The sequence below is a fragment of the Paenibacillus sp. AK121 genome, assembly GCF_019042715.1.
Taxonomy (GTDB): Bacteria; Bacillota; Bacilli; order Paenibacillales; family Paenibacillaceae; genus Paenibacillus; species Paenibacillus polymyxa_C.
Map to the genome: position 1 here is coordinate 339,941 of NZ_JAHPJM010000005.1, position 19,431 is coordinate 359,371.

At 46.8% G+C, this 19,431-nt stretch carries 14 protein-coding genes and 1 pseudogene; 12 read left to right on the forward strand and 3 right to left on the reverse strand.

Annotated elements, in window-relative coordinates:
• Positions 1–39 precede the first annotated feature (39 nt).
• Positions 40–1,197 (forward strand): amidohydrolase, encoded by a 1,158-nt coding sequence (locus KSP24_RS12255; protein ID WP_216975223.1) that lies wholly within the window; start codon positions 40–42, stop codon positions 1,195–1,197.
• Positions 1,198–1,387: 190 nt separating this feature from the next.
• The gene (locus KSP24_RS12260; protein ID WP_216975248.1) at positions 1,388–2,323 is read left to right on the forward strand and encodes a dockerin; all 936 of its coding nucleotides are present in this window, start codon (positions 1,388–1,390) and stop codon (positions 2,321–2,323) included.
• A 104-nt stretch (positions 2,324–2,427) separates the two neighbouring features.
• On the opposite strand, the pseudogene KSP24_RS12265 reads toward KSP24_RS12260, so the two are convergent.
• From KSP24_RS12265 to KSP24_RS12275, 3 genes and pseudogenes are all read right to left on the reverse strand, one after another.
• Positions 2,428–3,762 (reverse strand): annotated as a pseudogene (locus KSP24_RS12265) (ISL3 family transposase).
• 19 nt (positions 3,763–3,781) lie between these two features.
• On the reverse strand, positions 3,782–4,963 hold the full coding sequence (locus KSP24_RS12270; RefSeq protein ID WP_216975224.1) for an MFS transporter: 1,182 nt from the start codon (positions 4,961–4,963) through the stop codon (positions 3,782–3,784).
• A 73-nt stretch (positions 4,964–5,036) separates the two neighbouring features.
• Positions 5,037–5,327, reverse strand: a complete 291-nt coding sequence (locus KSP24_RS12275) for an ArsR/SmtB family transcription factor (protein WP_058710457.1) — start codon at positions 5,325–5,327, stop codon at positions 5,037–5,039.
• Between the two features lie 280 nt (positions 5,328–5,607).
• Between KSP24_RS12275 and KSP24_RS12280 the strand changes: the two genes are divergently transcribed.
• The 10 genes from KSP24_RS12280 to KSP24_RS12325 all read left to right on the forward strand — a co-directional run bounded on the left by KSP24_RS12280 (position 5,608) and on the right by KSP24_RS12325 (position 19,058).
• On the forward strand, positions 5,608–6,543 hold the full coding sequence (locus KSP24_RS12280) for an ArsR family transcriptional regulator (RefSeq protein WP_216975225.1): 936 nt from the start codon (positions 5,608–5,610) through the stop codon (positions 6,541–6,543).
• 304 nt (positions 6,544–6,847) lie between these two features.
• Positions 6,848–8,572 carry an ABC transporter substrate-binding protein gene (locus KSP24_RS12285; RefSeq protein ID WP_216975226.1) on the forward strand — a complete coding sequence of 575 codons (1,725 nt, stop codon included), beginning with the start codon at positions 6,848–6,850 and terminating at the stop codon, positions 8,570–8,572.
• Positions 8,573–8,681: 109 nt separating this feature from the next.
• Entirely contained in the window at positions 8,682–9,635 is a 954-nt protein-coding gene (locus KSP24_RS12290) for an ABC transporter permease (RefSeq protein WP_017428378.1), read from the forward strand.
• 15 nt (positions 9,636–9,650) lie between these two features.
• Positions 9,651–10,577 (forward strand): oligopeptide ABC transporter permease, encoded by a 927-nt coding sequence (opp4C, locus tag KSP24_RS12295; protein WP_017428379.1) that lies wholly within the window; start codon positions 9,651–9,653, stop codon positions 10,575–10,577.
• 13 nt (positions 10,578–10,590) lie between these two features.
• Positions 10,591–11,574 (forward strand): ABC transporter ATP-binding protein, encoded by a 984-nt coding sequence (locus KSP24_RS12300; protein ID WP_216975227.1) that lies wholly within the window; start codon positions 10,591–10,593, stop codon positions 11,572–11,574.
• Positions 11,567–12,535, forward strand: coding sequence for an ABC transporter ATP-binding protein (locus KSP24_RS12305; RefSeq protein ID WP_013370914.1), 969 nt, complete (start codon positions 11,567–11,569; stop codon positions 12,533–12,535). Before KSP24_RS12300 ends, KSP24_RS12305 begins: the two co-directional genes overlap by 8 nt.
• Positions 12,536–12,817: 282 nt before the next feature.
• Complete coding sequence (locus KSP24_RS12310) at positions 12,818–13,810, forward strand: cation diffusion facilitator family transporter (protein WP_216975228.1); 993 nt, start codon at positions 12,818–12,820, stop codon at positions 13,808–13,810.
• Between the two features lie 205 nt (positions 13,811–14,015).
• Complete coding sequence (locus KSP24_RS12315; protein ID WP_216975229.1) at positions 14,016–15,932, forward strand: heparinase II/III family protein; 1,917 nt, start codon at positions 14,016–14,018, stop codon at positions 15,930–15,932.
• Positions 15,933–15,948: 16 nt separating this feature from the next.
• Complete coding sequence (locus tag KSP24_RS12320; RefSeq protein ID WP_216975230.1) at positions 15,949–17,859, forward strand: glycosyl hydrolase; 1,911 nt, start codon at positions 15,949–15,951, stop codon at positions 17,857–17,859.
• Between the two features lie 56 nt (positions 17,860–17,915).
• On the forward strand, positions 17,916–19,058 hold the full coding sequence (locus tag KSP24_RS12325; protein WP_216975231.1) for a glycoside hydrolase family 88 protein: 1,143 nt from the start codon (positions 17,916–17,918) through the stop codon (positions 19,056–19,058).
• The last annotated feature ends 373 nt before the right edge of the window (positions 19,059–19,431 follow it).

A 19,431-nucleotide genomic window follows, 5' to 3' on the forward strand; every position in this document is an offset into this window, starting at 1 on the left:
AAGTTGTAACCAATATGGATTCACGAAGGAGGAGTAGGGATGAGTGGATCAACCGGGACGAAGGAGCAGGTTTTGGAGCAGAAGTTGGTAGAAATTCGCCGTCATCTGCACCGTTATCCCGAGCTGTCTAACGAGGAGGTTGAAACTACCGCCTATATTCGCCGCCTGCTCGAAGAACAGAATATAACTATTCTGGATGTGCCGCTGCGTACCGGATTGGTAGCGGAAATCGGCGGACAGCAGGACGGTCCAACTGTCGCGCTTCGTGCAGACATTGATGCACTGCCCATCCAGGAGGAGACGGGATTGCCTTATGCTTCGATATATCCTGGCAAGATGCATGCCTGCGGGCATGATTTTCATACGGCATCCCTGTTAGGTGCAGCCGTATTGCTGAAGCAGTGGGAGCAGAAGCTGAAGGGGACGGTTCGACTGGTGTTTCAGCCAGCCGAAGAGAAGGCCAAAGGCGCTGCCCAAGTGCTGGAAAGCGGTGCGCTGACAGGGGTACAGGCCATTTTCGGCCTGCATAACAAGCCAGATTTGCCCGTAGGCACGGTCGGCATCAAAGAAGGTCCGCTAATGGCAGCGGCAGACGGATTTTACATCGAGGTGGAGGGCCTGAGCACACATGCGGCAGTGCCGCATGCAGGGATTGACCCCATCGTGGTATCGTCACATATCATTACGGCGCTGCAATCCATTGTGAGTCGGAGCGTTAATCCGCTCGATAGCGCGGTCATCAGTGTCACGAAGCTGCACAGCGGCAATGCCTGGAACATCATTCCAGACTGCGCTCATTTGGATGGAACAATCCGCACCTTTGATGAGAATGTTCGAGCTCAGGTGGCTGAACGCTTCGAGCAGATCGTCAAGGGCGTAGCTGATGCTTTTGGTACGAAAGCGAACATCCGCTGGATTGAGGGTCCGCCACCTGTGCTGAACGACAGAAAGTTGGCTGTGATCGCGGAGCAGGCGGCCGAAGCAGTCGGTCTGGAGGTCGTTCGCCCCATACCTTCCTCGGCAAGCGAGGACTTTGGGCTTTATCAGAAGAACATCCCCGGTGTGTTTGTCTTTATCGGCACTGCGGGAAGCCAGGAATGGCATCATCCTTCCTTTGATTTGGACGAACGCGCACTGCCGGGAACAGCGAAGCTGCTGGCTTCACTGGCTGAATTGGCATTGAAATCCATAGAGTAGGAACCCGATCCTACTCTATGGAGCTGATCCCCTCTCTATTAAGAGGGGCTCTTTTTGTTTGGTGGTATATTATTCCAAAGATAATATAAAATTGTTATTTAATTCAAAATTGAGAGTGGGTGTAGGTGAGAGAACAAACGTTGTCATTTTAAATGTGCTCGTAAAAATAACAGGTATGGAGGTTGAAAAAATGCCGAAGAAAAAAGGAATGATCATGGCTTCTTTTTCATTGGTTATGGCTGTTTCTTTATGGGTTGGCGGGGCTAATGTCGGTTTAGCAGCCTCAGATTTGGAAAGCACTTCAAATACAGAAACAATGAGTAATAGCTTGGCTGCCGCTGAACTACCTGCTAAATTTAAGCCTTCGGTAGAATGGGTTTGGAAGAATAGGATGGTCAAAGAAGGCTCAACCAACCGTAAAAACTTGATTTTTGATCAAATTTATGCAGGCAAAGGAACACTCAATTATGTAGTTCGCTGGCAATCCTCTAAAAATATCACTCTTCAGCAGCGTAAAGATATGGCTTCCATGCTAAGTCGCCAAATAAATAACTGGAATAAGCAGTTAAAAGGATATGATGGCTGGCCGTATGATCATATTACTGTAAAAATAGTTGGTTGGGCCGTTGCAAATCCGTCGCAGATTCTTAATAAACAATCTAATGAAATCGTTTACACAGATACGATTACCGATGACTTAAGTAAAACAGACCCCAATATTCCTGCTAAACTTCCGGTTGCTCCTAATGCACTATCGAGATTTGAACATTTTATGGACCCTAACTATACTTATCCGGGTGGACTGGACAAGCGGTTTGATATGTACTTATGGGGAACATCTAATTTTCAGGGTGGAGCCGGCGGTGACTGGGGACAACGTATGGCTGATGATTATATCCTGAACACCTTGAATTCGGATGAAGTACAGATTACAGAGCATGAGATGGGGCATGGATTTGGCTTGCCTGATTTCTACGAAGAGCACGAGCGTCCACCTGGCGGGTTCCCTATGCCTACGATTATGTGGACTGGAAATTCTCCTAAAATAACAGAGTGGGATACCTGGATGTTGCGTTATACCTGGAGCCAGGTCAAGAAGGCCACCTCTCGTTTTCCTACCCGATAAAAGATACGTAGAATAGAAATATAGGTATTCAAAGGTTGTCTCCTGCGATTCTTGGTGGGAGATAACCTTTTTTAGGATATTCGGATTTTATGGTGGAGAAGGGCTTATAGCTGATCCTTCTCCAATTTCTCTATCAAGGTGGAAAAATCGATTCCCAGCAAGATTATTTCTTCTGGCTCACGAACAACTCCAACAGGTGGCATATCAAGCATCGGGAAGTTTTCCTCCTGTAGATCGTAGCTATCAAACCGCCTCTGGTACTTAGGCTTACGTTGCTTTTTAAGTCCCTCTGTAAAGAGTATCTTGGCTCGTAGGGCTTCAAAAGAGTATCCCCTGCCTAAACGATTAATGACTCGAACAAGGCTGTTTAGAGATTCCGTATAAGCGTTTGTAATGCGATGGTCGAAGTAGGCGAATACTTCCAGTTCCCAGTTCTTCATAGCCTTTGTAAGTGGTTCAAAAGCGGATTGCAGTTCAGTTGGTATTTTAACTTTCCATTCGTTGTATTTAAGGAATGCCGTCTGTCTGCTATCACATTCCCAAATATCGAAATATGATTCCTTTAAGTCATAAGCAGTGCCGAGAGAAGGATGATTTTTTGTCCAAAGGTCAAGCGTAATCTTATCCATCTCTGTAAGCTCTATACGGCGTTTTAGGAGGATAAAACGGTCGTGCATCAGCCCGCGGCGCTCTCTTGGCGATAATCCTTCTCGGAGCTGCTTACGAATGGTTTCTAACGCTTGGTTTGCCATACGGACAACGTGAAACTTATCGACGATGATAAGAGCTTTTGGCAATATAGCCCTCACGGCGTCCTTATATGGCTGCCACATATCCATTGTGACGTATCGTATTTGTCCTCGATTTGGAAGGCGTGAGAGGTAGCCTACAACGGTTTCCTTGTTACGATTGGGCAAAACGTCTAACAAAGTATGTTCCTCAATGTTGGTTAAAACGCATCTTGGCTTAATAATGTGTATTTCGTCAATCCCAAGCCAATTAGGAGTTTCAAATCGAAGCGTTTCTTTAAGACGATTAATGTAATCACGAAAGATGTTACGTATCGTTTTTTAATGCAATCCAACATCCTCGGATATGCTGACAAATGTGCGTTTAAGGCTTTGCTTCTCTATATAAGACAATAATCGTTTGGTGCAGTTTCGCTTTTCGTCTATGGTGTGGTTTAAGTGTTCCCAAAAGGTTCGATTGCAGTCTCTACAGCGATACCTCTGACGCTTGATAAGAAGGCCTACACGCTTGCCGTGAATAGGCAAGTCCATGCAGATCTGTTCCCTGCTATCGTGTTTGTAGAGGTTGGCTATGCACCCACAATGAGGGCAAGCCAAAGGTGGAGAGTTCGTCACCACTTGTATTAGAAAATCAAATTCATTCTCACTAATACTTAGGATGTTGAATTTTGAAAGATTTAGAATATCCATATGAATTTCTTCTATGCATTTATGATGCAAGTTCCTTTTTTGTTTTTGCGTGACTGGTCAAAATACCGCTGAATATAAAGGATAACAACGAACCGGCAAAGCATATTGCCGCAAACATGCCTACGGCGGAAAAACCGTTAAAAGTCGCGTAAATCAGGCCTGCGATCCAAGAACCGAGCGTTGTCGCAGCGTACATGATTGAATTGGCCAAGCTGGAGATCGTGCCGCGGATGGTCGGATTTAATGAATTCAGCATTCCCAATATTAGGGGAAAAGCGATCCCCATGTTAACGAATATGAAAAAGTAAACACTTTCGAAAGCCGCAACCGACGGCAAGAGAGGCGAAACAATAAAACATATGATAGAGACAAGAAAGCCTACAACCAGCGTATTGAAACGGTTTAACGTTTTGATCACATAGGCACCGCCGAAGCTCCCGACTATATTCCCAAGACCAAGAAAAAACATTACGTATCCCGCTTGATCAATTGAAAGGTGAAAGCGATCCGTCACCCATTTTCCAATGAAAGAAAAGGCAGCAAAGAATCCACATTGAAATAAGAAATGAGCGAGGAAAGCCTTTCTCGCCATTCGGCTATTCAATAGTGGGATGTATCTACTGAAAACCGGAGTCTTGGTTTTTTGGCCTTGATTTGGTTTCATTTCGGGCAAAGCATAGAAGATGAATACTGCTACCAATAATGCACATGCACCGATTGTAAAAAAAGGATAATACCAATGGGTTGAGGCAAGCAGACTTCCAATAGGGATGCCGAACGCTTGGGAAGCAGCCAAGCCTGCCATGACGATTCCTGATACTTTGGCGATTTTTGACGTTGGAAACAGAGCAGGGATTGAGGCCCAGACTTGAGGCGCCGTAAATGCTGCGCTGACTCCGGCTAAAAAACGGAAGAAGAACATTGACCAAAAACCTGTGGCAAAGCCGCATAACATGGTTGAAACCGAGAAGCATACCATGCCGGCAAGCATTACTTTTTTGCGGTCCCATCCATCGGAAAGCGGTCCAGCAATCAGTGCAAAAATGGCATAACCTAAAGCATAAGACCCCACCATCCAACCGGAATATTCAGTCGGGATATGAAACAAGCTCTGAAGAGTGGGGATGAGCGGAGAAATCAAAAACGTATCCGTACCGATAACAAACATGATGAGGAAAAATAAAGCAGTTAATTTGATCATTCTAATCACCCTTTTTAGTTAGTTCTATAGTTCAAAGATTATTGAAATAATGAATAAAAAAAAGAATTTCTTTCTACAACGTATCCAGAAATCCAGGTAAGTAAGTTTGAAATGTCTCCAAATCGATGCTCATATACTTCGTTTGAGCTTCTTTTCGTACCTTGATCAATTTCGCCTCCTTTAAAGCACGCAAGTGATACGAAGTATTCGATTTCGTAGTATCGCGAATATGTCCTACTTCTCCACAATTCATTTCCTTCTTGCTGGCGTATAGAGCTCGTATGATGTCCAATCTTGTTTCATCGGCTAACGCCTTAAATATTTTGACTCTGAGCTCGTCATTTATTATTTTTTGAGTAGTCATAAAACCATTGTACTAAGATATCGCTACAAATCAAGTCTTTAGAAAAATACCACCATATTCTCCGATTTTTAAGGCAAATGTTTTGATTTTGTCTCCACCATAAAATCCGAATACCCTTTTTTTGTTTTATAGATAAACAGTTTGACTCTAACGGATCTGGCTTTGGCTTTGCATCAGTATTGTGCCTTCATTTTCGCATGAATGAATCACTAAGAATGAATGGATGTACGATAGTATGTATAATTGACATCAGATATGAAAGAAAAGAGGACAGAAAGCGATGAGTCACGACGTGAACGCTCCTTATGATGTACATGTAGCATACGGACCGGTGTTTGAACTGCTCAGCAGCTTACACACTTTTATTTGCCGCAAGGCTTACAAAAAAACTGATTTATCATCCGGGTGGGCGGAACAAGTGCGTGGAACGCTGTCTCCAAGTCTGTCCGCGTTACTGGAGTCCATGGAAATCAATACAGATTGGAAGGTTATTTATGGATTTGTCTGTATGCTTTCTGATCAGGGGGGCATTGAAGAGGTCGTAGACCGCTTGGAAAGCCAGACTTTACCGGAATTAAAACAACAGGTATCAGCCTATGGGATTCCGCTGTCTGACGACATGGAGAACCTCCGTAAACTTGCTTTACAACTGCTATCCGGCTGGAACGAGGAGTATTTTCGTCACATGGATACAAGGATTCTCAGCGACCTGAAACTGGAAGCTGAACGCAGAAAGCGGGAGAAGAACGTATATGACTCTATGGAGTGGGTGGATCGTATAACTAATGGATTCCGATTCAAGCCATCCGCAGGACTAACGCAGGTGTTGCTGGTACCGCAATATCATTTTCAGCCGATGAATATTATTTATCAATTTGGCTCACTTCTGTTATGTCATTATTCCGCAGGTGTATACGTTCAGGAGGACGACTTTTTATCACCACAAGAATACCGAATGATTCGTTGTTTAGGAGAGAAGAGCAGGCTCAAGATATTAAAATATTTGTACCAAAGCCAGTCTCCGCGAACCTTTATTGAGATTGTCCGTCATCTCCAGCTATCCAAGGGAATCACACACGATCATATATTTAAGCTCCGTGCCGCTGGCTTCATTCATGCACATTTTGATGGCGAAACATTGCTCGGCTACAGTGCACGGCTTGCAGCTGTGGATGAGATGCATGGGAGTATCCTTGGCTACATGGAGCGAATATAGAATTATTTGTTTGCCAAGATCATCGGGAAGTTTGATCGTTTTTGATTATGCAGACGATTCATTATATCCATGCTGTAAAAAATATATAGTAATCAGTAAGAGACTGCCTCTCAATCTACTATTAGGGATTGAGAGGTTTTATTTATATTTGTACATGAATTCGGATCGATGTTTATGAGCAGATTTTTTATATAAAAAAATGCAGTTCTCCCTTTACAGAACCCCAATAAATTCCTATAATGAGGTTTATCTTCTTAATCACAACTTGTTCTATCGGAATTTAATAATTTAACTCGGGGGGATTATGTTGAAAAAAGGTATTATTTTACTTAGCAGTCTGCTTCTGGCGAGCTCTACCTTGCTGGCAGCTTGCTCTAACGGTGGATCGGATAGCACCAACAATACTACTGCCCAAAATAATGGGGACACACAGACAACTGCTATAGCGCAGCCATTAACAAGTCTGGTAAAGGCTTCTGATATGTCCAAATTGCCGGAAGTGTCTAAAAAAAGAAACGACACCATTATTGTCGGCCTGACTGACCCGGCCGGGGTATTCACTCCGTATTTTAATCAAAGCGGCTATGACGGCAACGTCATTTCGCAGTTATGGACTCCGCTGGTGACCGTAGACGAAAAAGGGCTTCCACTGCCCAATCTAGCGAAGAGTTGGGATATTTCCAAGGATAATCTGACGTATACGTTTCACTTGGTTCCCGGTACCCAATTCAGCGATGGCTCGCCTTTGACAGCAGAGGATGTCGCTTTTACCTGGACGTTGATCTATGACAAAGCTTATCCTGGCGACAGCCAAATTCGGAAGCTGAACATTAAAGGCGGTAGAGCCTACACGGAAGGCAAGGCAAAGCAAATTGATGGAATTAAGGTAATCGATCCACAGACTATTTCAGTAACATTGGAAAAGCCGAACGCGCTGGCTCTAACCATTCTCGGTGAATATGTGCTGTCCAAAGCTTACTACGGCAAGGATTATAAGTTCGGACAGCTGGATTATTTTAAAAATCTGCATGGTAGCCCATTGGGGAATGGGGCATATAAGCTTGAAAAATTCATTCCCGGGCAAGAAGTTCGTCTGGAGGCGAATGATCACTTTTTTAAAGGCAAGCCGAAAACGAAACACTTCATTTATAAGACAGCGGAAGGTGATGCATGGCAATTCATCGAAACAGGTGATACCGATTTTGCTTCCTTTACCGCAACGCAGGAAAATATCGACAAGCTGAAAGGGCTTGGCTTTTTGAATATTCTTCCATATACCCCGAGCACCTACGGATATTTGCAACTCAATCTGGAAAATGAAAAGCTGAAGGATAAAAAGGTTCGTCAAGCATTGACCTATGGATTGGATCGCAAAAGCATTTATGTTGATGCAGCACAGGGAGCAGGGGCGGTCGCCAACATTCCGGCTTCTCCTATATTCTGGTCATACACGACCGATGGGATCAATCCATACAACTACGACCCGGAGCAAGCAAAAAAGCTGCTGGATGAAGCAGGCTGGGTAGAAGGCAGTGACGGCATCCGTGAGAAAAACGGCCAGAAGTTGACCATTCACTTGCTGACCTCCAAACGTCCGGAAACAGACACCTTTATTGCACTTGCGGCTGAGAATTATAAAGCGATTGGTGTTGACCTGCAACCGGAAATCTTCGCAGATTTTAATGCGATGGTCGCTAAAGTAGAAGGCAAAGATTATGATCTCGCGGCCTTCTCGACAGCCATGCTGACAGACCCTTCGGATGGAATTGAGCCATTCGTCAATGGTGAAATCAAGGGATATAACAATCCGAAGCTCAAAGAGCTCTATGAAAAAGGCTTGGCTACGACGAATATGGAAGAACGCAAGAAAATATATAAGGAACTATATGTGCTGCTAAATGATGAACTACCTGTTATTTTCACCAACTACAAGAAGACAGTATATGCTTACAATGGTCGAATGGAACATGTAAAGGTCAGTCCATTCATTGGCTTGTCTGGTAATCTGTTCAAATGGTCCCTTAAATAAGCCATCTTTGCGGGCCCCTTGTGAAGAACGCCAGGTTCGGATCAAGGGGGGTCTGCCAAATGGAGAACGCGTAATGAGTAGCCCGACCATGAATTGAAAGGAGTCTGTCATGAGCTCGTTTTTAACGAAAAGACTGACGTATATGATTATTATCTTGTTGGCCGCTTCGATGATGATTTTTTTCCTGTATGCCATGACACCGGGGGATTTCATTAGCGGTAATCTGAAGCTGTCGCCGGAGAGAAAGGCGGAGCTGAGGGAAATTTACGGGTTGAATAAGCCTATTCTTGAGCGCTACGGAAACTGGCTAGGCAATGCGCTGCATGGTAATTTCGGCTATTCGCTCGCTCAACAGAAACCGGTGCTGACCTTATTTAATGAATATATCTGGAACTCGTTTTTGTTGGCCATCGTATCCACCTTCCTGACCTGGCTGATTGCAGTCATTATTGGTGTGGTTGCTGCATATAAGCAGTATTCGTGGTTCGATACGCTGGTCATGGTGGTGATTTTTGCCGCGATGTCTGTACCCTCTTTTTTTATAGGGCTGTATCTGATCAAAATTGCGGCGGTCGATCTGAAGTGGCTGCCACCGGGCGGGATGCTCAATACGGGCAGTAACGCTACAGGCATAGAGTATGTGAAGGAGGTTCTCCAGCACATGACCTTGCCGGTGATCGTGATGACACTACTGGGATTGGGTTCGCTGACCCGCTACTTCCGCAGCAATATGATCGACGTGATCCAGCAAGATTATATCCGTACAGCTCGTGCAAAGGGTCTAAAGGAAAGAAAGGTGCTTTTTACACACGCATTGAGAAATGCATTATTGCCTGCCATTACGCTCGTTGGCTTTGAATTGCCTGCGTTGTTTGGCGGATCTCTGATTATCGAAAAGATTTTTAACTGGCCCGGGATCGGTCAGCTGTATATGCTATCCTTTTCGCTTCGGGATTATCCGCTGCTTATGGGCTTCACGATGCTGATTGCCATATTGAGCGTGATCGGGACGCTGTTGTCCGATATTTTGTATCGCATCGCAGACCCGCGTGTGAAAGTGTAAGAAGGGGGCTAAGGAATGTCATCCGTGAGCAGTAATTTGAGCAAGAGCAACGGCAGACTGCGAATAAATGTCAAATCTTCAATGTGGCAGCAAGCGCTCCGGCAGCTGTTCAGAAACAAGCTTGCTATGGCTGGACTGCTCGTCGTGGTATTTATGTTTTTGCTCTGTTTTATCGGTCCGTTATTTTCTCCTTATTCCGATAACAAAACGAACATATTAATAATGAACAAGGCGCCGAATATCCATCACTGGCTAGGAACAGACAAGCTGGGACGGGATGTACTGACACGTGTGATGCAGGCAGGTCAAATTTCTCTTACTGTGGGTTTGGCTTCTATGGTGTTGTCTGTTTTTTTAGGAGCAACGCTAGGGGTTATATCCGCCTATTTTCGCGGAATTGCGGATCAAATCATTATGCGCATTGCCGATTTGCTGCTGACGATACCCAGTTTACCATTGCTATTTATTATGGGGGCGCTGTTATCTGACTGGAAGGTTCCGCCTGATCAACGGATGTATATCGTCATGTTGATGCTGAGTCTAGTCAACTGGCCGGGGATTGCACGGATGGTGAGAGGTCAGATGCTTAGTTTACGGGAACGTGAATTTATGCAAGCCGCGACGGTGCTAGGACTATCGAATCGCCGAAAGCTCTTTAAGCATCTGCTGCCGAATATTTTGCCATTGCTGATCGTTATCGCTACATTGAACATTGGCGGAGCCATCCTGAGTGAATCTGTACTCAGCTTCTTTGGTCTTGGCGTGCTGCCCACGACACCAACTTGGGGAAATATGATTGATGCCGCCAACAATGTGCTGGATTTTCAGCAACGACCTTGGTTGTGGATACCGCCAGGCCTGTCTATTTTTGCTACAGTCATCGCTATTAATATTTTTGGTGACGGGCTGCGGGATGTACTCGACCCGAAACATAAGAGGTAGGTGATCATGCACCATGGACAATTTACTTTCTATTGAACATTTAAGCACTCATTTTTATACAGAAGAAGGAACGGTCAAAGCGGTGGATGATATCAGCTTTCGCGTGAAGCCGGGGGAGACGGTATGCATTGTGGGTGAATCGGGCTGCGGCAAAAGTATTACCGCCATGTCGATCATGGGGCTGATTCAGAGTCCCGGTGGTAAAGTGGCAGGTGGAAGTATCCGTTTTGAGGAAACCGATCTGCTAGAGCTTAGTAGAAATGAGATGCGCACGATTCGCGGACATGAAATCTCCATGATTTTTCAGGAGCCGATGTCTTCATTAAATCCGGTTATGACCATTGGTGAACAACTGTCGGAGCCACTGATTGAGCACTTAAAGATGGGCCGAAAGCAAGCTCGCAAGCGGGCACTGGAGTTGATTGAACAGGTCGGCATATCCCGACCGGAGCAGATATTAAAAAGCTATCCCCATGAACTGAGCGGAGGGATGCTGCAGCGCATTATGATTGCCATTGCTGTTTCTTGCGGTCCAAAGCTGCTTATTGCGGATGAGCCGACCACGGCACTGGATGTAACAATTCAGGCACAGATTCTCGACATGCTGCGTGAATTTAAAGCCCAGTCCAATATGTCGCTTATGCTGATCACCCATGATTTGGGTGTTGTTGCGGAGATGGCAGATTATGTAATCGTGATGTATGCGGGCAAGATCGTCGAGGAAGGCGAAGTGGTGCAGCTATTCAATCAACCCAAGCATCCTTATACGCAGGGTTTGCTCAAGTCCAAACCGGTGCTTAATCAGCGTCAAAAGGAGCTGTATTCCATCCCCGGACAGGTGCCTAATCCGCTGGAGCTGACGACTTCCTGTTATTTTCATGACCGCTGTGGGCATTGCATGGACATTTGTCGTGTAAAGGAGCCTACATTAAAAGAAGTTTCAGCTCAGCAGAAAGCATCCTGCTGGTTATATGAGGAGGCGGTTGTTCATGGCTGAGCCGTTGTTGGAAATAGACCGTTTAAAAACGTACTTCCCGGTGAAGTCGGGGTTTATGAACCGTACTTCAGGACATGTGCGGGCAGTAGACGATATAAGCTTTACGATCCGTCAGGGTGAAACCTTTGGCCTGGTGGGGGAATCGGGGAGCGGTAAAAGCACGGTGGGCCGCACGATTGTTAGATTGACGGATAAAACAGATGGTACCGTAAAATACAAAGGGGTGGATCTCCACAGCTTGTCAGCCAAAGGGATGCAGGAATTTCGTCCCAAAATTCAGCTGATCTTTCAAGACCCGTACAGCTCGCTGAATCCGCGTGTACGAATCGGAGATGCCATTGGTGAGGCGCTGCTCGACCACGGTATAGCTACCAAAGAGGAGGTCCGGCAGATCGTGCTGGACGTGCTCAAGCTGTGCGGATTGTCGGAATATCATATCGACCGTTTCCCCCATGAATTTTCAGGAGGTCAACGTCAGCGGATCGGCATTGCCCGCGCGTTGGCGCTTCAACCGGATCTGATCATCGCCGATGAGCCGGTGTCAGCGCTGGATGTGTCCATCCAGGCACAGATTATTAACCTCTTTGCCAAATTGCAGGCCGAGCGGGGGCTGACATATTTGTTCATCTCTCACGATTTAAGTGTAGTTGAACATTTATGTTCCCGTATTGGCGTGATGTACCTAGGCTCTATGGTCGAAACAGCTTCTCGTGACGAGCTATTCGGCAATCCGCTGCATCCGTATACGAAGGCGTTGCTGTCGGCTGTGCCTATTCCGGTGCCGAAGTTGAAAAGAGAACGTATTTTGCTAAAGGGGGATATTCCAAGTCCGGTGAATCCGCCTTCGGGCTGCAAGTTTCATACTCGCTGCCCCTTTGCAATCGACCGCTGCTCTCAAGAGATTCCACGCTATCGTGAAGCTCGTCCAGATCACTGGGTGGCTTGCCATTTGGCTGAATGAACGAAGTTAAGTCAGCAAGTTTTGCAGCCGTTGACACGGCAGACCGTTCACCGCAATGAAACGGTTCTGCTAGATCAACGGCTTTTTGCTTTGAGGAATCCGTTGCTACGATCTTCCGTTTCGTGAGAGTCATGGGGAATCTTTACGAAGGAATATATTATCATGAGTATTGATTCTCCTCAGTTGGTTAGGTAGAATATGGACGGGTTAAAAATAATACATAACAAGCGATTACACAATGTGGATATGTCAGATTATGTATACCTCAGGAGGAGCTACAAAATGGAAGTGAAACAGAGAGAGGACTCCTTTTGGAGTATGGTCAAAAAAGGAAATAAATCTTCAGGCTCGGCGGCATTGGGTAATACTGGCATTGCCCTGATTAAGGGGATTGCTTTTGCCTTGACAGGAAGCGGCTCTATGTTTGCTACGATGATGCATTCCATTGCGGATGCGGTGAACCAAATGTTTGTATTTGCGGGCAGTGTATTGGCAGAGAAAAAACCTACGAAACGTTTTCCTACCGGCTTCGGACGGGTAATTAATCTTTTTTGTATGGTTGCCGTTATTGTCGTAACGATTATGGCCTACGAAACTGTATTGGAAGGAGTTCATTTGCTGCAACATCCGGCCGAATCCGCACAAGGATTTTGGATTAATGTAGTGGTGCTGGTTTTGTCATTGGCGGTTGACGGATTTGTATGGAGCAAAGCGATGAAAGAAGTGCTGCATGAATCCAGAGTGGAAGCGAAGGGGCTAGGTATTTTTACCTCTGCCTTTCGTCATGTGGGACGTGCTGCGCCACCAACCCGCTTGGTGTTCTATGAGGATTTGGTAGCAACGACAGGCGGGGTACTTGCCCTGCTTGCTGTAGTTGTCACATCGCTGACAGATTTTAAGCTGCTGGACGGGATTTCGAGTATTCTCATCGGCTGTCTGATGGTCGGTGTAGCTTTCCGGGTCGGTTATGACAACATGGTGGGCTTGATTGGTGTATCTGCACCTCCTGATATCGAAGAACGTGTGGCTTCCATTATTTTGGCAGATACACATGTGACCGATATTTCTCAAATGCGTATTTTGCAGGAGGGACGTTACTATCACGTCGAAGGGGTGATCGAGCTTACTTCGGGCATGACGCTGGCAGATGCTGATGATATTAAATTTAGAGTCGAGGATGCTCTGCTGCGTGATCCTAATATTTCAGATGCCGCATTGGGGATTCTAGAGGATGACGGGATTAGAAACTGGAAACAAGAGAAGCCTAAAGCGTAGAAAAATGGACCAAAGCGAATCTGGACGGAACTCAAGAACGTAAATAAGAACCTTCATGACCACGACAACGTGGCGTGGAGGTTCTTTTATATTTTTCCAATTATATTTTTACCCCCCCTTTGAATTTAGGCAGATTGTTAGATACAATGAAAGCGTTAACAAAAAAGAAGGTGAAACGAATGCTTCTCATGGGGAGGAAATGCGAATGAGTCTTCTGAAGGAGGCTTGGCCTGCTTCGCGGCTCGTCAACGCGCTGGCTGGCGGAGTGCAGAATTCGGCAAGACAACGGTTAAGGAGCAATTGGACCCAAAGGTTGCGGGCAACTGTCGATGAACCGGCATACGCCGAGCTGTGGAAGGACATTGAACGTATCTGTAATGATGTTCGGGAAGCACCACGGCTTGAACTACCGTTGTCTCTGTTCCGGCAATTTGCTAATACAGGGGAGCGCAAGCCGTATGAGGATGTATACTTTGAACGGCGCGGACGACTGGTTGCTATCGTGTTGGCAGCAGTTGCCGATCCGGAGCATCAGAAGATGAAAGAGGTGGAAAGCGGACTGCTGGACATATGCACCGAGTACACTTGGGCGCTTCCTGCACATGTCAACGAAGAGGACACTGTAACACCGCCTTGGCAGCAGGTGGATTTATTCGCGTCCGAAACAGCGCAAATGCTGGTTGAAATTGTATTGCTGCTCGGAGAACGACTGGCTGGTCACGTAGTCGTTCAGGTGCACAAAGAGGTCGAGCGTCGTGTACTGGAACCTGTTTTTTGGCAGCCTCGTCATTTTGATTGGGAAACGGCAGAGCATAACTGGTCGGCAGTATGCGCTTCCGGTTGCGGAATTGCTGCATTGCTGCTGGCAAAAGACGACCTTTCCAGAGCGGTAGCCATCGAGCAAATGCTGGGCGCGCTGGATTACTTTTTGGCAGGCTACAGTGAGGACGGGGGATGCCCTGAAGGCGTAGGTTACTGGGTGTATGGGTTTGGTTATTTTATGTATTTTGCCGATATGCTGCGTGAGTTTACCGAGGGAGCTGTGGATATTTTGAACTCAGAAAAGGTAAGACAAATCGCAGCCTTTGCAGAACGAGTCCATCTGTCAGACGGTATTTTCGCTAATTATTCAGATAGTAGTGAAACTGAACGGTTGCCTTCTGGACTCATCTCTCATGTGAATTTTTTGCAAGGACGCCCATCTACACTCCCCTTTCGCGTACCTGGTTTGTTGGAAGATCCATGTCGCCGCTGGGCTCATGTATTGCGTAACCTAGTCTGGACCAATCCCTTGGTATATGGATGCGGTGAAGCCGTAATCGATTATTTGCCGCAACTCGGCTGGTTGATGTGCCGCAGCCTCTGCTCTAGTCCTCATGGATCCGGGGGACAGCAGGATAACCCAGGTGCCGTACTTGCATTTTCAGCCAAGGCTGGGCATAACAACGAGCCGCACAATCATAATGATCTTGGACATTTCATCCTTCATGGCGGTGGCGAAAATGTACTCTGTGATCTGGGAGCAGGCTTGTACACGAAAGCCTACTTTTCACCAGGACGGGAGTCGATTATCAATATTTCCTCCAGCGGTCATTCCGTGCCTATCATTAATGGGATCACGCAGCAATCTGGAGCAAAGGCAAGAGCCGTTGTACTCGATGCTGCTATGGATGAGATGGAGGGAGAACAGACGCTTACAAGGTTTAAGCTCGATTTGACATCTGCTTATCCTGTAGATGAGTTGACTGTTTTCACCCGCTCCTTTGTCTGGAGTGTACTGGAAGGTAACGAGGGAGCAAGGCTGACTGTCACTGATCATTTTGAGTTTGAGACGTCTGGTATGAACGTGAAGCCGTGGGAGGTGGAGGAGCTTTTGATCAGCCGTATTCAGCCTCATACAGGAGTAGGCTTCGTGGAATGGAAGGGAACGAACGCAGTGGTTAGGCTAGTTTATGATGCTGGCGTGCTGAGACAGCGGCTGGAGGCTGTGAAGCATATAGATCATGAAGGAGTGCCCTTTGTATTTTATAAGACATCTCTGCAACTGGACTCCAATCGTTGGGATGGTTCAGCAAGTATCGATTGCAATCTGTTTTTTACCATACATCAATCTTCATGTTGAATGGGAGGCATACAGAATGAATAAGCTTCAAACAGGCAGCGTGTACTCTTGGCAGACGGAACTGGAGAGATTTATAGAACAGGTGGAAAGCGCACCAAATCGAGAAAATGATGGATGGACTCACGAACGTAAGCTGGCTGTGCTGGAAAAGCTGGTTCGTGCATATGCCTTGTATCAAGATGAAAACGGAGCTATCATTGACCCTCATTCTGAAAGTGAACGGTATTACTCCACTCCATCCTATGCGTTGGCTGCGGCTGTGCTGATCAAAGAAGGCCAGCATGATTTACTTGAGTCTGCTGCTGCGGCCTTGACGCATAGCATAGCCTGTGTAGTCGAGGAAAAAGCACCAGATCATCACCCGGACTTTTTTCCAATTATGATGATGGGGGCGTATCGTATCCTTAAAAATCTGCTGCCAGAGCAGGCCACGGCTTGGAAACAGCAATTGAGCAGGATTCAGCCTGAGCAGACCTACATTTTTACGATGAGCAAAATGAAAAATCCAAACCGGATGATCAACTGGAATGCGATCATGATTTCCGGCGAGTTTTTGCGTGCCACTGAAGGGATTGCAGCCGATTCTGAGTGGATGGAGACGTATATCCGCAACTACCACTTACCTCGCTTTACCAGTTTGGGGCTGTACCAAGATGGTCCGCTGGATCGGCCCAATAGCCCATTCGCCTACGATATTGTCACACGGTTTCATCTAGGTGTGATGCTGGAGAACGGATATAATGGCGGCTGTGCTCTCGAAGTGCGTGACTACCTTCGCAGGGGAGCACTCAGCTCATTGCTGACTTTATCCCCGCATGGGGAAATTCCTCCGCGTGGAAGAAGCGCGCAGCACCAATGGAACGAAGCGGCTGCGGCCTTTGTTTTTACAACACATGCGCAGCAGGCGTATACAGCAGGCGAGCATGGGCTTGCAGGTGCATTTCGGCGGGCAGCAGATCTATGCTGGCAATCGATTGGCCGTTGGCAGACCGATGATGGCAAACTGCATATCGTCCGCAACCATTATTCATCTGAGGCACGCCATGGCTTTGAGGTGTACTCGAATCATACCTGCTACAGTCTGTGGACGGCAGCTGTGCTGGCCCATACGCTCCTACATGGGAAGGAGATTGATCGTATTCCTCCAACCTCTATCCCGGCGGAGATCGGCAGTCGGGTATTGACAACGGATGGCTGGTTTCAGACCGTCATTGCAGCTGTAGACGGGCAGCAAATGCTTGTGCAAACCTCAATCAACGATCCGTACAATATTCCGGGTATCGTACGTATTCAACGTTCTGCGTTGCCATCTCTGATCGGCCCATCCTCAGCAGGACACGCAGATCGCGGCTTTACGGGTTTCGCGGAGGGAGATATTTTCCCGCTGAGCTATACACCGGCCTGGCAAACCGAAGACGGAAAGTGGCACAGCTTGTCAGAAGGAATCCCTGGCACATTGGAGTTCGACCGTGATGGAGGGATTGATCCGCAGGATGGCGGAGGAAACGTACAGATGGAGCGCAGTTCAGCATCTGATGGAGAGACAGACTTTACTCTGCTGTGGGAAGGTCCATTCCCGGGAGTGAGGGAAATCCGAACGCATTATCGTCAGGTGCCTGGCAAAATTGAAGTGTCGTATGAGCTTCAAGGCAATATTCAGAATGTAGGGGCACTTATTCCATTGATGGCGTATGACGGTCGGGAACGAAGTGTGATTCATCATGTGATGACAGCCGGGAAAGAAACTGAAAGCATTCGAGTCGAATACGCAGGCGCAAGCCTTGAAGTCATCCCCACGACGGAAGGAACAAACGTGGTATGGCCGGAAGAATTGACTGCCGTAGCCTGCCGAAATGGTTTGCTTAAGGGAGCGCGTCTGGAGTGTGGAGGCAGCCGCATTTCCTTTATCATTCGGTTACCTGAATAGATGAGGTCGGGAGCCATAGTTATCTTCAATCCTGTGGAAAGGGAGAGGAAAAAGAAATGACAAAATCAGAAGCATGGCTGGAACAATCGTGGGAGCTGGCATTGAATAAAACGCTTGCCTTGGCGGCAAGACTGGGGGACGCCTTTCCACATGTTGCAGAGGGTGGACGTTATGATAATTGTGAGGAAGCGTGGTGGACAGCAGGCTTTTATCCGGGGTTGCTATGGCTGGCCCATCGGGCACGTCCTGACAGTGAGACCGCCAAAATTGCACAACGCTGCGAGGCTCGATTGGAGAAAATACTCTATAATAGCGAAGCTGTAGACCATGATCTCGGTTTTATTTGGCTGCTCAGCGGTGTGGCCGCCCATCGGTTGACTGGTGATGCAGAGTCCAGAAGACGGGGGTTATTGGCTGCTAATTTGCTGGCTGCCCGTTTTAACGTGAATGGCCGCTTTATTCGTGCGTGGAACTTCCACTCGAAGGATATAGATACACGGGGTGTTGCGATCATAGACAGTATGATGAATTTACCCTTGCTCTATTGGGCCTCGGAGGAAGGTGGAGATCCACGCTTTGCTGCTCTCGCTGTTCAGCATGCAGATACCGTGGCACGTGAGTTCGTTCGTTCGGACGGCTCCATCGCGCATGTAATTGAGTTCGATCCGGAGATTGGAAAAAAGGTCGCCGAGCATGGCGGACAGGGATTTGCTCCCGGTTCCGCCTGGGCACGCGGCACGTCTTGGGCGCTGTACGGTTTTACGCTTTCGTACGGGTACACGCGCGATCCGCGTTATTTAAAGGTAGCCGAGAACACGGCTGACTTTTTCCTGTCCCAGCTGGGCGATGCTTGCCTGCCTGTGTGGGACTTTAGAGCAGAAGAAGGGCACCGCGAAGCATGGGATTCGTCAGCTGCAGCCATTGCAGCTAGCGGTTTGCTGGAACTAGCAAAATATTCGGCACGTGCAGAGCAATTTACCAAAGCTGCAGAATCCATCCTCAAGGGCTTGCATCACACATGTACGGCATGGGGCGAAGAACATGAGGGATTGCTGATGAACGGAACCGTACATTATCCTGAGCAAAGACACATCAATGTGCCCATTATCTACGGTGATTACTTCTTTGTCGAAGCATTGGCAAAGCTGCGTGGTGAGGAAGGTTTGTTTAGTGTGGAGGCAAAAAACATAGTGCGTTAGATGGTCGGGAACAAGCTCATTCGAGTTGAGTTGTTGCTTGTCAAATCCACAGAATAAATAGTGTGGCGGCGTATGTGTAATCTCATTTACACATACGTTGTTTTTTTATCCGTGAAAAAGGCTGATTCTAATTCGATGTCAAAGTACTACATATAGGTAGATAAGAGACTGTGGCGCGCTTATTTCGTGCCCACTCAGAGTAAAATTACGGTGTATAAGCGCTTAAATCCTAAAAGAATGTTCATTTTAATGCATGGAAATAGGTCTTTTCACTTGTTTATGAGTTTTTATTCGTAAATTGACAATTTAGGGAGGTGACCGTATGATATTTTCTTGGATAAAGGAATAAAATGGATTTTAACGAATGAAAAGG